10 protein-coding genes and 1 pseudogene are annotated in these 13,288 nt (G+C 48.9%); 9 read left to right on the top strand and 2 right to left on the bottom strand.

Going from position 1 to position 13,288, the window contains the following annotated elements; genetic code table 11:
- Positions 1-54 precede the first annotated feature (54 nt).
- Positions 55-2,448 carry a TonB-dependent receptor plug domain-containing protein gene (locus ACK5NH_RS19900; protein ID WP_416922878.1) on the bottom strand — a complete coding sequence of 798 codons (2,394 nt, stop codon included), beginning with the start codon at positions 2,446-2,448 and terminating at the stop codon, positions 55-57.
- Positions 2,449-2,755: 307 nt separating this feature from the next.
- Here ACK5NH_RS19900 and ACK5NH_RS19895 point away from each other — a divergent pair, with 307 nt between their 5' ends.
- The 7 genes from ACK5NH_RS19895 to ACK5NH_RS19865 all read left to right on the top strand — a co-directional run bounded on the left by ACK5NH_RS19895 (position 2,756) and on the right by ACK5NH_RS19865 (position 10,149).
- The gene (locus ACK5NH_RS19895) at positions 2,756-3,811 is read left to right on the top strand and encodes an alpha/beta hydrolase (protein WP_416922876.1); all 1,056 of its coding nucleotides are present in this window, start codon (positions 2,756-2,758) and stop codon (positions 3,809-3,811) included.
- Positions 3,812-3,956: 145 nt separating this feature from the next.
- The gene (locus tag ACK5NH_RS19890) at positions 3,957-4,532 is read left to right on the top strand and encodes an LON peptidase substrate-binding domain-containing protein (protein WP_416922874.1); all 576 of its coding nucleotides are present in this window, start codon (positions 3,957-3,959) and stop codon (positions 4,530-4,532) included.
- Between the two features lie 52 nt (positions 4,533-4,584).
- On the top strand, positions 4,585-5,508 hold the full coding sequence (locus ACK5NH_RS19885) for a pseudouridine synthase (protein WP_416922872.1): 924 nt from the start codon (positions 4,585-4,587) through the stop codon (positions 5,506-5,508).
- A 303-nt stretch (positions 5,509-5,811) separates the two neighbouring features.
- Positions 5,812-7,200 carry a hypothetical protein gene (locus ACK5NH_RS19880; protein ID WP_416922870.1) on the top strand — a complete coding sequence of 463 codons (1,389 nt, stop codon included), beginning with the start codon at positions 5,812-5,814 and terminating at the stop codon, positions 7,198-7,200.
- Positions 7,197-8,525: a glycosyltransferase family 2 protein gene (locus tag ACK5NH_RS19875; RefSeq protein WP_416922868.1), complete on the top strand. Its 1,329-nt coding sequence runs from the start codon at positions 7,197-7,199 to the stop codon at positions 8,523-8,525. Before ACK5NH_RS19880 ends, ACK5NH_RS19875 begins: the two co-directional genes overlap by 4 nt.
- Positions 8,525-9,580, top strand: a complete 1,056-nt coding sequence (locus ACK5NH_RS19870; protein ID WP_416922866.1) for an HlyD family secretion protein — start codon at positions 8,525-8,527, stop codon at positions 9,578-9,580. Before ACK5NH_RS19875 ends, ACK5NH_RS19870 begins: the two co-directional genes overlap by 1 nt.
- Before the next feature lie 206 nt (positions 9,581-9,786).
- Positions 9,787-10,149, top strand: coding sequence for a hypothetical protein (locus ACK5NH_RS19865; RefSeq protein ID WP_416922864.1), 363 nt, complete (start codon positions 9,787-9,789; stop codon positions 10,147-10,149).
- Position 10,150: 1 nt separating this feature from the next.
- Here ACK5NH_RS19865 and ACK5NH_RS19860 read toward each other — a convergent pair whose 3' ends face one another.
- Positions 10,151-11,998 carry an alkaline phosphatase D family protein gene (locus ACK5NH_RS19860; RefSeq protein ID WP_416922913.1) on the bottom strand — a complete coding sequence of 616 codons (1,848 nt, stop codon included), beginning with the start codon at positions 11,996-11,998 and terminating at the stop codon, positions 10,151-10,153.
- Positions 11,999-12,178: 180 nt separating this feature from the next.
- On the opposite strand from ACK5NH_RS19860, the gene ACK5NH_RS19855 reads away from it, so the two are divergent.
- Both ACK5NH_RS19855 and ACK5NH_RS19850 read left to right on the top strand, forming a co-directional pair.
- Complete coding sequence (locus ACK5NH_RS19855; protein WP_416922862.1) at positions 12,179-13,108, top strand: dTDP-4-dehydrorhamnose reductase family protein; 930 nt, start codon at positions 12,179-12,181, stop codon at positions 13,106-13,108.
- A pseudogene (locus ACK5NH_RS19850) lies at positions 13,101-13,288 on the top strand (sensor histidine kinase); the annotation flags it as partial. The gene ACK5NH_RS19855 and the pseudogene ACK5NH_RS19850, both read left to right, overlap by 8 nt.

Genomic DNA, 13,288 nt, shown 5'->3' with positions numbered 1-13,288 from the left:
AGCGATAGACATAAAAAAACAGGCCATAAATGGCCTGTTTTCATTGTTTGCGGCTTAGTAAGTGTACTTGGCCTCGAGGAAGTAGTATCCCCCATTAAATCCAAATGGTGTATTGGTTAACGGATAGACGAAAATACCATTGAAGTTATTGTCATCTGGGCGTTTTTCAGGATACACATCAAACAGGTTTTGCACGCCAGCGGTGAAGCTTAAAGCATCGGTTGCGGCGTAGCGCACGGATAAATCCATCACCCATTGGTCGCTGTAATTCACATCACCCGTTGAGTAACCCACAGTGTAATCGCCGAAGTAGCTGAGGCGAATGTTAGTCTTAAAGTCACCTAATTCATGGGTCAGACCTAGGTTACCCGTATTGTGCGGCGTGGCCGAGGTCATGCGGGTTTGTTCGATATTATCGAAGAGTTTAGGGCCGAGTCCGTCCAAAATTTCAGGGAAATGAATATCTTGGATTTCAGTTTTGTTATAGGCGTACGCCAAGTTAGCGCGTAAATCGCCCCAGTTGCCGAGATCAAAATCTTGGATCACCACTAGATCGACGCCGCGAGTACGAGTATCGACGGCGTTAATAAAGAAGCGCGCCGATTCAGCATTGGTATTGGCCAGCGCCGCTGCAACAGCTGGCGAGTCGTTTGGCGTCACTGAGCTTGAGAGGATAATCCTGTCATCGATTGAAATCTGGTAGGCATCCAAGGTCAGGGCTAGACCCGTATCATTGGTGTACACCAAGCCTAAGCTGAAGGATTGCGATAGCTCTGGGTCGAGCTCGTTAATGCCTAAGGCCTTAGTCACTGGCGATAAGGTGTTGAAGGTTCCTGATTCTGTTGGCACTAGCTGGCCTGTAGTCGGATCAGGGTTGAACAGGGTCGAGATATTGCTGAAGTACAACTGTTGTACGCTTGGCGCTCTAAAGCCTGTGTTCACTGTGCCGCGCAGCGCTAAATGGTCGGTGAAGTCGTAACGGCCCGCGAGCTTCCAACTGGTGTTGCCACCAAAGTCAGAATAGTTTTCGTAACGCAGCGCCGCCGCCCAATAAAACTCAGTAGTTAACTGGTTTTCAAGCTCGACATAAACACCGGTATTATCGCGAGTTTCATCGACTTCTGACTCAGGCGTAAAGCCAGTAAAGCCTTGGCTACCCGCTGCACGGTTATCATAACCGCCATTGATATAAGAGCCTTGTTCGCCCGCCTCAATCTGATAACCGTTTTGACGCCAAGAAACACCCGTCGCGACTAAAATCTCTGAGTCATTGGCAAAGTTATAGTAGCGCGAGGCATCGACGTTCAGGTTTGCTTCGCTGGTGGACAAAGTACCCGCATCGAATTCCGTTGGGCTGTCAGGGCCGAGTGATGCGTTTAGGGTGTTTACAATGTTGTATTCAAACGAGTTACCGCCATAGCCCGCTGAGGTATCGATATTCCATTCACCGAGGGTGAACTCATAGCCTAGGACTAATGATGAATCGATGATCTTAGGATTGATCTGCGGTAAAAAGCCGTCGGGATAAAGCTCGGTCAAGTTACGGGCATCGAGCGCGCGGCGATAAAAAGCGCCGGATTTGGTTTCACGCTGGCTAATGCCACCAAAGGCATAGAGTTTGCTATCGTTTGAGAAAGGCTGCGCAGCGTTGATGAATAAGCCTAAGTTATCGTATTCGGCGTCGCCCACTTGGTGGCTCTTGCGGTTGAAAGTCGCTTCGCGCGGATCCGCCGAACCGTCTGGTAGCTTAGGATATTGTTGGCGTGGATCTAAGCCAGCGCGGTTGGTGCTGTCTTTATGGTGAGCTTCGACGCCAATATTCACAAAACCGTCGTTATTTAAGCTGAACCCGTGGTTCACACCAACGCGCCATTGTTCACCGTCACCCAGATAGGTTTGGCCCGCTTGAGCCGAGACGCTACCGCCTTGGTCGTTGTCTTTTAAGACTACGTTGATAACACCGGCAATCGCATCTGAGCCGTATTGTGCTGAGGCGCCGTCACGCAGAATTTCAATGCGTTTAATCGATGTCATCGGGATCGCGTTCAAATCGACGTTAGATGAACCCTTGCCGACTGTGCCACTTAAATGCACCAGCGCCGAACCATGTCGGCGTTTACCGTTTACCAGTACTAGCGTGTGATCAGGCGACAAGCCGCGTAAGCTGGCAGGGCGCACCGCATCTGAGCCATCGGTTACCGATGAGAAGGGGAAACTGTAACTTGGCGCGGCAAATTGCAACGCCTTAGCGGTTTCGGTCATGCCCGTTGATTCGAGTTGCTCCGCGGTAATGATATCTACGGGGGCAACACTGTCGGTTGCGGTGCGAAGGGCGATCCGCGAGCCGACGACTTCAATTTTCTCAAAGCTGCTGGCTTGCTCTTCTGCGTGTACGACAGGAAAAACCAAAGTTGAAGATACTGCTAATGCGATAACGGCTGGACGCATAAAACCTCTCAATGTGGAGTAACCTTTAGGCTGGAACGAAAACATTGAACCAACGAAAGTAACAATTCGATAAGGTGAAGGTTATCACTGTAACAATTGTTACATCTAGACAGAAAAGTACTAACTCAGAGCTTACTGTTCTAGATAATTCTTTAAAGCCAGTCGAATATGTCGCCATAGGAGAAGTGATGGGCTAAGTGAATAAAATCATCTAGATCCATTAGATGTGTTGAAGGTTTATCGCGCTTGGCGGCTGTGTTTTAATGGCACGAAACCTCAGGTTTGAGGCACTTTAAGGAGTTAAGTTTTGCCCGCATTACGCTTTCTTGCAGGTCCTACGGCCTTTAACATTATCAGGGAACAAGGTCTGCATCCCGATGCTTTTACACAGCTATTGGCCGCATCCGGTGGCCCCAAATGGTTAGGGATTGCGGGCCTTGATAAGTATCTCTTCACGGAATTTTTTAAGCAGCGCAAGACACCGCTTTATACCTTAGGGGCGTCGTCGGGAGCATGGCGTTTAGCCTGTTTGGCGCAGCAGGATCCACTACAAGCCTACGGACGTTTAGAGGATTACTATATTGGCCAGCGGTATGAAACCATACCGACACCGCAGGAAGTGAGCGAGCAGGTGAAGGGCATAGTCCAAGGCATTCTCGGCGAGACGGGCGGGCGCGAGATAGTGAATCATCCCTTTATTCACAGTCACTTAATTGCATGCCGAGCTAAACATATCAATCGTCTTAGCCATAAATTGCCCTTGGCTGCAGGGCTAGCGATGACGGCCGCGACCAACCTCATTAGCCGCAAAACCTTGGGTTGGCATTTCGAGCGAGTGGTCTTTAGTCAGCAAGTGGCAGCATCGCCCTTTAGACAACTTGCGGATTTACCCAGCCAGCAGGCGCAGCTCACCGAAACCAATATGAACTCAGTGATGTTAGCAACGGGGTCGATTCCACTCGTGCTCGCACCCGTGTCTCAGATTGAGGGCGTTGCCACAGGGCAATACTATGATGGTGGCATCACCGACTACCACTTCGATTTGCCCTTATCCCATGCCACGGGGCTGACCTTGTACCCACATTTTTATCCCTATATGAGCCCTGGATGGTTCGATAAATCCTTAACCTGGCGCCGTGCACGCACCAATTACCATAACGCCTTGGTACTGGCGCCTTCGGCGGAATTTGTAGCTTCGCTCCCCTTTGGTAAGGTGCCCGACCGTGAAGACTTTAAGCAATTGGATACGGTGCAGCGGATGCAGTATTGGCGCCACTCTGTGGCTTTGAGTGAGCGCCTTGCCGACGAATTTGCCGAGGTGTGTGCAAAAGGAAATGTGGCCGCACACTTAGCGCCGCTGTAAGGTGTGATAGACAAGCACGCCTAAATTCTTTTTTGCTGTCAGCGACTTTAGGAAGGAAATTATTTCTCCTGCTACACTCTAAAATTAATAAGGGGATTCGGCTAGTTTTTGAGCGTTTCCTTCTATGAGTGGGCAGGAGGTTGCTATGCAAACACGAGAAATGGCGTTAATTATGCGCGATGCCTTGTTGCTGCCACAGGGAAGGATTGAGGTCCGCGTGGTCGACCCGGGTCAATTGCGCATGGTCGCGGATGTCTTAAAAGGCAAATACGATTTGGCCTTTGCGGCGATGAAGCCTAATGGCACTCCGCCCTGTTATCCCACCGCGACTCAGTGTGACATCATCGATTTTAATCAACTAGATGATGATTCCCTCAGCATAGTGTTAGAGGGGCGTCAGAGAGTCAGTATTCTCTCGGCGGCACAGACGAAAGATAAGCTGTGGATGTCCCGCACTTTGCCTTGCCAAAATTGGCAGGAAGAGCCGATAGAAGGGGAGTTCGAACTGATCAGTGCCGCCCTAGAGCAATTCTACGAGGTGAATCCTGACTTGCTGGAGCTGTATTCCCAAGTGCATTTAGAGGATGCGGCTTGGGTGAGCCAACGTTGGTTAGAAGTGTTGCCCATGTATAACCGCGATAAGCTGGTGCTGGTGAATCAACCAGACTGCCATAAAACCATGGATTTTGTCCTGCAACTCATCAAGTCCCATGTGGACTGAAAAACCACACAGAGGCTAAAATAGCGGCTCATTATCGCCGCTAGTTGTTTTTATGACTCAAACCGCCCGTGCCGCCCAACCTTCTTTTGTAGTGCTCCCCTTAGAAGTGGTTGATAAACCAACCGTATTTTCTTTTTTGATCGAGCATTATGCCCATATTGGCGAAGCGGTTTGGCGCCAGCGGATCCTCGATGGCAAAGTGCATTGGCAAGACGGTAGCTTAATTGGATTAGATACAGCCTATCGGCCGACGGCGAGGGCTTACTACTACCGTGAAGTCCCCGTCGAAGCCCAAGTCCCCTTCGCGTCGCCGATTTTGTTTCAAGATGACAATCTTATCTTGGCCTACAAACCGCATTTTTTACCCGTCACCCCGAGCGGCGATTATGTGAATGAATGCCTAGTGCACAGATTACGTTTAAGTACTGGGATAGACACTATCGCTCCTGCCCATAGGTTAGACCGGGAGACCGCAGGCGTGATCCTTATGACGACTCGTCCAGAGACGCGGCATATTTATCACCAATTGTTTATCGATGATGCGATCCGTAAAGATTATCAAGCGATTGCCAAACTCACCCCAGAGATTATGGCGCAATATGCCTGTGGCGAATTAACCTTGCCACTGCATTGGACGGTCAAAAATCGCATGCAACGCAGTGAACCCAGTTTCACCATGAAGATAGTTGAAGGTGAAGCGAATACTCACTCTGAAATTAGCTTAGTGGCAATTCATGGGGAGTTTGGTTTATTCGAGTTAAGTCCTATTACGGGTAAGACGCACCAACTTCGCGTCCATATGCAAAGCCTTGGTATGCCATTGTTTAATGATCGCTTTTATCCGACGTTATTACCTAAAGGCCCTGATGATTTTACTAAGCCGTTGCAACTCTTGGCGCAGAGATTACGTTTTGTCGATCCTGCCACTGGAAACAAGCATGATATTCAATTCGAACATTTGTGTTTAAAAAAATGATGAATGCAGCATATCTGTTGCTAAACAGTTTTCTGAATTTTTCATCGCAAGAGATTAGGTTGTTTTATTGGGCTTATATGTTTATATTCGTTACCTTTTATAAATGCTTTGCGTCACTATAAGTATGCTGAACGCACATTTTGCGAAAGTGTCCATTATATTGTTGCTGCTGTTTTAATTGTTCCTGTCTCATCTATACTCAGTATTGGAAATATATATTAAGGCAGGAACTACCTCTTATTGGTTATACACGGATGTTTATATCTACGAGACAGATTATTTATATCTGTACAAGGTTGTTATATGACATCTATACATTCTACGAGTGTTACAAGTAACTGTTATTTTGTTGATTTTGTTTGGATTGGCTCATATCGTGAACTCTCATGGTATCCACAGTTTGAAGAATTTAATTCTGTCGAAGCATTATTAGAGCAGGGACGTTCAGCAGAGCTAATTGTATTATCATTACAAGCGGAAGAACAAGATAAGTGCTTACGTGCACTTAGGAAAAATGACGCCACTTTCTTAAGCCATATATTGGTATGCCATGAGAGCGCGTTATCGCCCTATTTAGCCAATGGATTGTGGGATGCGGGATATGATGAAGGCTATAAAATATATCAACTTAAGAAACAACAAATTAAATTAGATTATCAGGATGACCCCCGTTATAAGTTACTGACCTATTTATGGTGTCATCAGGATGCCATATTAGAACCGCATTCCGTACCAGAAAAAGACTATCTCTATGATTATCCATTGTTACGGTGTTTTGGTATTAATCCAGAGGAAAGTTTTGCTTGGTTGGGCGACTTACAAAAATCTCAGTTGATTGAAAAGGCTGAATTATCTAATCGATTACGTTTTTGTCCTGGATGCCATTCTGGGCATCTTAATTACATCGATGTTTGCCCTCAATGTCACAGCATAGATACCGAACAACAGAGCAGTTTGCACTGCTTTAACTGTGGGCATGTTGGCGCTCAGGCATCATTTCGCAAGTTGAACACGCTGAGTTGCCCAAACTGTTTGCAGAATTTGCGTCATATTGGGGTAGATTACGACCGTCCGATAGAGAATCAACATTGTAATAGCTGCCAAACCTTGTTCGTTGATGCGGTTGTCGAGGCGAAATGTTTGCATTGTCAGCTCAGTAGTAAACTGGACGATTTGCATGTGAGGAATGTCTACAGCTTTAAACTGGCTATCCCAGGGCGGGCCTTGGTGCGCCAGGGGCGCTCACAATCTTGGTTTGCCTTGGAGCCGGGCGAGCAAATGACCAGTGCCCAGTTCTATTGGTTGCTGGATTGGCAGAATAAATTGGCGAAACGTCACCACCAAACCCATTCCATTTTGTCGGTTCAAATGTTGAACGTAGATGAGTTTTTAGCAATAGAGGGCGAGGCCAAGGGTTTTGCCCAGCTTGATGCCTTGCAAGAGCGTCTGCGTAGCGTGATCCGGGTGACCGATGCTTGCAGCAACTACACCCGCGACGGTTTGCTGATGTTGTTGCCCATGACGGAGATGAGCCAGCTAAAGAGTATTTACAACAAGTTGTTCGATCTCAAAGAGCTGCAATCGGCATCGAAAATTGAACTGAGTGTGAAAGCCCTGACCTTGCCTGCGGACATTGGTGAAAATGTGGGTGAGTGGCTAACAGATCAATTAGTTAAAGCTAAGCCTATATGAGTGAATTCAACACCATCAGCTATATAGTGCTCGATATTTGGCACCAATTAGCTGAACACTTAAGCTTTTTCGCTTGGTTAGTACCGCTCATTCTGTTGTATGAGGCGCCACTGATGTTGTTGGTGCTCACTGGCATTATGCGGTTTTACTACACCAACTTCGTACAGGTACCTCGGCAGTCGCTTTATAAACCTAAAGTGTCCTGCGTGATTACTTGTTATGCCGAGGGTGAAGCCGTCAAATCGACAATCGACTCCTTTATCGAACAGGTTTACGACGGTGAGATTGAGATCATCGCCGTTGTCGATGGCGCCGTGCAAAACGCCTTGACCTATCAAGTTGCGATGGCGGCGGCCAAGGCTTGCCAAGTGCCCAATCGTAGGGTGGTCGTGTTGCCTAAGTGGCAGCGGGGTGGCCGAGTGTCGACCCTGAATGCTGGCCTATCGGTTGCTACGGGGGAGATTGTCATCAATGCCGATGCGGATACCTCCTTCGATAACGATATGGTGTCGCAAATTGTGCCCTATTTTGAAGATCCCAATGTGCCTGCTGTTGGCGGCGCATTAAGGGTGCGTAATGTGAATGAGTCTATACTGACGCGCATGCAGTCGATTGAGTATCTTATCTCCATGCAGGGCGGCAAAACTGGGCTTGGTCAATGGAATCTGCTGAACAATATCTCCGGGGCTTTTGGCGCCTTTAGACGGAAGTTTTTAATTCAAATTGGCGGCTGGGATACCCATACCGCCGAAGATTTAGATTTAACCGTGAGGATAAAGCAGTACTTTAAGCGTTATCCCGATTGGCATATTCCGTTCGCGACCTTGGCCATTGGCCACACCGATGCACCGGCCGATCTCAAAACCTTAGTGTTACAGCGCCTGCGTTGGGATGGGGATTTGCTATTCCTGTATTTTCGCAAACACTGGCCAGCCTTCACGCCCAAGCTGTTAGGCACTGGAACCTTTATCTTTACCTTGCTCTATGGCTTCTTGCAGAACGTGTTGATGCCCTTTGTCATCGTTTTTTATTCCATCGGGATAGTGCTGAGTTACCCGTGGCAGTTTATTACCTCAATTGCGCTCACGATTTACGGCTTCTATTTTGCCATCTTGGTGTTCTTCTACCTGATGGTGTTATTGGCGATTTCGGAGCGGCTGTCCCAGGACTTACGTTTAGCCATTTGGTTACCTTTATATCCGTTTTATGCGTTGTTTATGCGCTTAGTGTGTCTCTTCGCACTCTTGAACGAAGTTTTTCGCCGCTCCCATGAAGAAAGCTCAATGGCGCCATGGTGGGTATTGAAACGTGGGAGAAAGTTTTAATGAAAGTAAATTATCAACCGAGTGACAAAGCGCAGCGTCCAACGGATGACAAGGGCATAGGAGTAAAATATGCCGCAGCTAAACGGGGTGGCTTTAAGGGGCGTTGGTACTTGTTATTAGCCTTGGTCATTATGCCGGTTGCTGTGGTCGGCTGGATATTACTGCGGCCCCATTTGTTTATTTTGGCCACTGGCATAGTGACGACCGAACCCTTAGAAGTGCGCGCTCCCAGTGCGGGAGATGTCGCCGCTATCATGGTAAAACGGGGCGATGTGCTTACCAGTGGAACACATATTCTGACCTTAGTCGATGCGCAGTTAGATGCACAAATCCACGAGTTAGAGAAACAGTTGGCTCAACTAGAGCAGGATAATCTCAGCCTTAATGCCGAAATACTCACGCAATTACAGCAGCGTATTGATGTAGCGGCTGAAGGTGTCACCCGGCAGAATGGTTTGCTCGACAGTTTTGAGCGTTACCAACGAAAAGGGGTTGTCCCCACGGCGGATATGGCGGCAGTGTTGCAGGCACATACGGCTTCAAAAATGGCGCTCGAACAGGCTAAAGTTGATTTAATGCAGGCGCGCCAAGCGCAGAAAACCGAGTTGCTCGCGGGGCCAATCGCCCAATCAAAATATAATGTCGAGCTTCAGCTTGCCCGATTAAAAGCTCTGGAATCACAATTAGATATCAAGGCGCTCAACCCGACTCGGGTAGTCGATGTGTTAGTGCAAGCGGGTGAGCATATAGTCGAAGACAGACCCTTAGTCTTACTCGCGGGTCGTGAGGCTGCGGTGATCTTTGCTTATCTTGAACCTAAGTACATGGAATATACCGCCATAGGTCAAAAGGCGACCATTAAGTTACCCAATGGCACTCGGCTACGGGGTGAGATTTCGGAGCCAACCGAGTTAGTTGGGCGCTTGCCTAAGCAATTGTCGGGCCCGTTTGATGGAGAAAAGCCCGTATTAAAAATCACCTTGAAGCCGGAAACAGCTTTGCCAACGTCGATTGAAGGTGTGCCGGTTGAAGTGAGTTTTGATTATCTTTGGTAGCCCGCTATCCGAGGCTAATAACTTGAGACAATACCGCTCTCAATAACATGAGAGCGGCGTAGGCTGTTAACGGGTGTACAAATTTTAATACTCATCGATGGGCATCACCTTTGACCTTAAACTGGTGAATGGTGAACTTCTGCGGTTATCATATTGCCCAACTAAAGTTTCAGTGCTGCGTTTTATCGGCCAATAAGGAGGGTAAGATGACCAAATCTGCAATCGTTTCCATTTTACTCTGTACCGCGGTCTTGCTGGGCGCCATGTATTTTGGCGGCTGGACTAAGTATCCCTATGTGCATGAGCTGACGACGGAAATCCGTAAAGCCAGCGCGGTGATCGAGCCGAAGAAACCGAGTGCTGAGGTCACGCAGGACGCGGACAATCAAACCGATGTATCGTTACAACAGGGCGTTTGGGACCAAATGTTAGATGACACTGCGCCGCCGAAACGCTCCGAGTCCCAGCTATTTAAACAGAACTTGCCTAACCAAGAAGCGGCCGCTAAGCCTGCTGAAGTGAGTGATAGCACAACCCCTTCTGATGCGGTAAAACGCAACCCATATTAAACTATTCCTGCCTCGGTGGTTCGAACTGAGTCTCAGTCATATCCCCATGTAAAACAGTGATTTTTGTTGGTTCACCATCCTCCGCTAACGCTAAAATCCCTATTCCACTGCGGTTGACTAAACGCTTGCTGCGCTCGCCATTTGGGCGTCTACCGCGCAGCGACATTCGCTTGCGTTTAGTGAACAAGTTGAGCGGCGAGAAGTGGCCATAAAGCCAACCATTGAGTTTGTCGAAAAGCGGCAGTAGCTTCTCGGGGAACTGGTTTTTAATTCCGCTACAGGTAATTTGATAAATATTCGGGCTGCTACGGCGAAAGCGAATGCTGATGTCATAGGCGAAGGAGTAGTGCACATCCCCCGAGAGGATCACAAATTGTTCTGGGGTCTTGCGGTGCATAAAGATGCTCAGCAAGGCATTGGCGGCGCCAGGATGTGCCATCCAGTTCTCTGCATCGACCAGCAGTGAGCCGCCCATGAGTGTCGCCATGCGTTGCACGGTTTCAATCACTTTGACCCCAAACATAGGGGCGGGGGAGACGATAATCACCTTGGATTGACCGAGTAGCGCCTGTTGTAAGTCCATCAAGGCTTCCCAATCCATTAAGCCTGAGGGTTTGGCAAGATTGGATTCACTGCGCCAGCGGCGGGTGCGGGTATCTAACACGACCAGCTTAGGCGAAGTGTCTAAGGTGTAATGCCATTGCTCGAATTTGAGTAACTGATCGATTAAGTCATCTTGAGTGTCTGGCGCTGGGCGGGCGAAAAAACCATCTAATAACGGCCGTACCTCGGCATCAAACTGGCTCGGTGCGTTACCTAAACCTTGGAATAAGGTATAGGCAATCAAAGCATTACCAATAATGCGCTTCGAAAAGGCATGGCCGTAGGCCGCCTGCTCCCACTTGGCGGTGAGGTTCCAATCGTCGGTGATATCATGGTCATCAAACATCATATACGTGGGAATATGCGCCATCAGGCGCCTAACCTGTTTAAGCCCCGCCTTAAAGGCCAATAGATTTTGCCATTCGCGCTGCCAACGTAGCTGATTCGCCGCCGAGAGTCCCTCAACCTCCTTGGGCAAGTCGATAAACTCCCATAATTCGGGCGACCAAGTCAGCAGATATAGGGCAATCATCTCATTGAGACTGACTAAATGGTTTTCGGCAATCGATGAGGTAAAAATCGGATGATTGATATACCAGCGCCAGAGCGCGGTTTTGGCGGGATATTCGGTGCGTGGCAGCAGATTCTTATGGCGTAAATATAAATGCTCGGGCTGGTAACTTATGGCCTCGCTTCCCGCAATATTGGCGCCGTGAAAGGCTTCATGGTGCAAACCCAGTTTTTCAATCACTTGACCTATGGCGCATAGCATAGGGCCTGCCACATCATCCACATAGACCTGATCGCCGCTGAGCATCAGTAGTGCAGGGCGTTCGATAGTGCCTTTATCGATTAACTGGGCGAGTCTGGTGTCGGCGGCGACTAAAGCATCCTCGCTGTGGTGATGGGGATTGCGGCATGAGCCATGCCATACCTGTGTCAGTGCTTGGCTAAAGTAAAGATGGGGCGAGTTAGCATCGCCATAACTCAACGCTTCGACATGATTAAATAGGTCATCAATTCCCTTAGCCGAGACGCGATATTGGATAACCGTTTGGGGCGTAAGCAGCTCGGCGCGCGACAGGCGAAGTAAATACTGAAAGGCATGCTGACCGAGCGGCACACAGTGCACTTCTTCCTCTGTTAACGAATAACTCTGTTCCCCTAAGGTAAGCAGTAATTCGCTTAACGGCTCGCGGCTCACAAACCAGAGGGTAAAGTGTGAGGCGTCGCAGTGGCGTAGCATGGGGCCTGCAAGAATGAGGGGAAGTGCTTGAGTCAAATTCAGCCTTTTGGTCGTTAATCGGGTTAAGTGGTACAAACTCGATGCAGTTGAGCACAGGCAAATAAGAGTAAACAAGTGCGTTGAATATGAAAAGCTTTTAGAATTATGAGCCAAATGAATGGCTAAGGATCGCGGGGCAATATGGCAAACATTATGGTAACGGGCGCAACCGGATTACTCGGCAGGGCGGTCGTCAAACAGTTAACCGCCGTGGGTCATAGGGTGATTGCCACAGGTTTTAGCCGCGCCGAGGCGGGGATTCATCGGCTCGATTTAACCCAAGCCGCCGAGGTCAAAGCCTTTATTGCCCGTGAGCAGCCCGAGGTGATAGTGCACTGCGCCGCCGAGCGTCGCCCCGATGTATCCGAGCGCTCGCCTGAGCATGCCTTAGCGCTGAATCTCAGCGCCAGCCAAACCTTAGCCGAGGCCGCCAAAACCCATCAAGCTTGGCTGCTCTATATTTCCACCGACTATGTGTTTGATGGCACAACGCCACCCTATGCCGAAGATGCTGCGCCCAATCCGGTCAACTTTTATGGCGAGTCTAAATTGCAGGGCGAAACCTGCGTACTGAACACCGACAACGGTTTTGCGGTGTTACGTTTACCAATCCTCTACGGCGAAGTGACTCAACTGAGCGAGTCTGCGGTATTGGTACTGATCAACCAATTGCTAGATAGCAGGCCGCAGCGGGCCGATCATTGGGCCATTCGCGCGCCAACATCGACGGCAGATATTGCTAATGCCATCGCTAAGCTCATCCAGCGGCAGGCTGACGGTGCGAAGGTGTCTGGGATTTACCATTTTAGCGCCTCGCAAACCATGACTAAGTATCAAATGCTGCTCAGCTTAGGTGAACTGCTGGGGATTGATAGCGCGCATTTACTTCCTGAGCAAACCCCTATGGATAGCGCCAAAAGGCCGCAAGATTGCACCTTAAGTTGTGGGCGTTTAGCCGCCTTGGGGATCTACTCTGAGTTAGCGTTTAAGACAGGGCTAACTCAGGCGCTTAGCCAATCCAGCGCAGTACTGGCGGCGGTAGGCTGTCGTTTAAGGAATCTCCATGGTTAAGATTTTAGGTACAAATTTACACGCCGCTGACCAAGTGGCGCTGCTGCGAACCTTAGGTTTATTGCTGCAAATCGGTTTGACGTTGTTTGCCGCCGACACCTTTGGCCTGAGTTTACAAATGGAGCCCCTAGTGCACGTGTTTGTGCTGGAGGTGTTGTATTTGTCGCTCACCTTGGCATT

This window comes from Shewanella sp. (assembly GCF_047975355.1).
Classification (GTDB): domain Bacteria; phylum Pseudomonadota; class Gammaproteobacteria; order Enterobacterales; family Shewanellaceae; genus Shewanella.
This window is presented reverse-complemented; position numbering and strand designations above follow the sequence as displayed.

What these genes read in the sequence shown, in the direction of transcription:
- ACK5NH_RS19865 (WP_416922864.1), top strand. Translation starts at nt 9,787, where the DNA reads ATGACCAAATCTGCAATCGTTTCCATTTTACTCTGTACCGCGGTCTTG.
- ACK5NH_RS19900 (WP_416922878.1), bottom strand. Translation starts at nt 2,448, where the DNA reads ATGCGTCCAGCCGTTATCGCATTAGCAGTATCTTCAACTTTGGTTTTT.
- ACK5NH_RS19855 (WP_416922862.1), top strand. Translation starts at nt 12,179, where the DNA reads ATGGCAAACATTATGGTAACGGGCGCAACCGGATTACTCGGCAGGGCG.
- ACK5NH_RS19880 (WP_416922870.1), top strand. Translation starts at nt 5,812, where the DNA reads ATGACATCTATACATTCTACGAGTGTTACAAGTAACTGTTATTTTGTT.
- ACK5NH_RS19885 (WP_416922872.1), top strand. Translation starts at nt 4,585, where the DNA reads ATGACTCAAACCGCCCGTGCCGCCCAACCTTCTTTTGTAGTGCTCCCC.
- ACK5NH_RS19890 (WP_416922874.1), top strand. Translation starts at nt 3,957, where the DNA reads ATGCAAACACGAGAAATGGCGTTAATTATGCGCGATGCCTTGTTGCTG.
- ACK5NH_RS19875 (WP_416922868.1), top strand. Translation starts at nt 7,197, where the DNA reads ATGAGTGAATTCAACACCATCAGCTATATAGTGCTCGATATTTGGCAC.
- ACK5NH_RS19870 (WP_416922866.1), top strand. Translation starts at nt 8,525, where the DNA reads ATGAAAGTAAATTATCAACCGAGTGACAAAGCGCAGCGTCCAACGGAT.
- ACK5NH_RS19860 (WP_416922913.1), bottom strand. Translation starts at nt 11,998, where the DNA reads ATGCTACGCCACTGCGACGCCTCACACTTTACCCTCTGGTTTGTGAGC.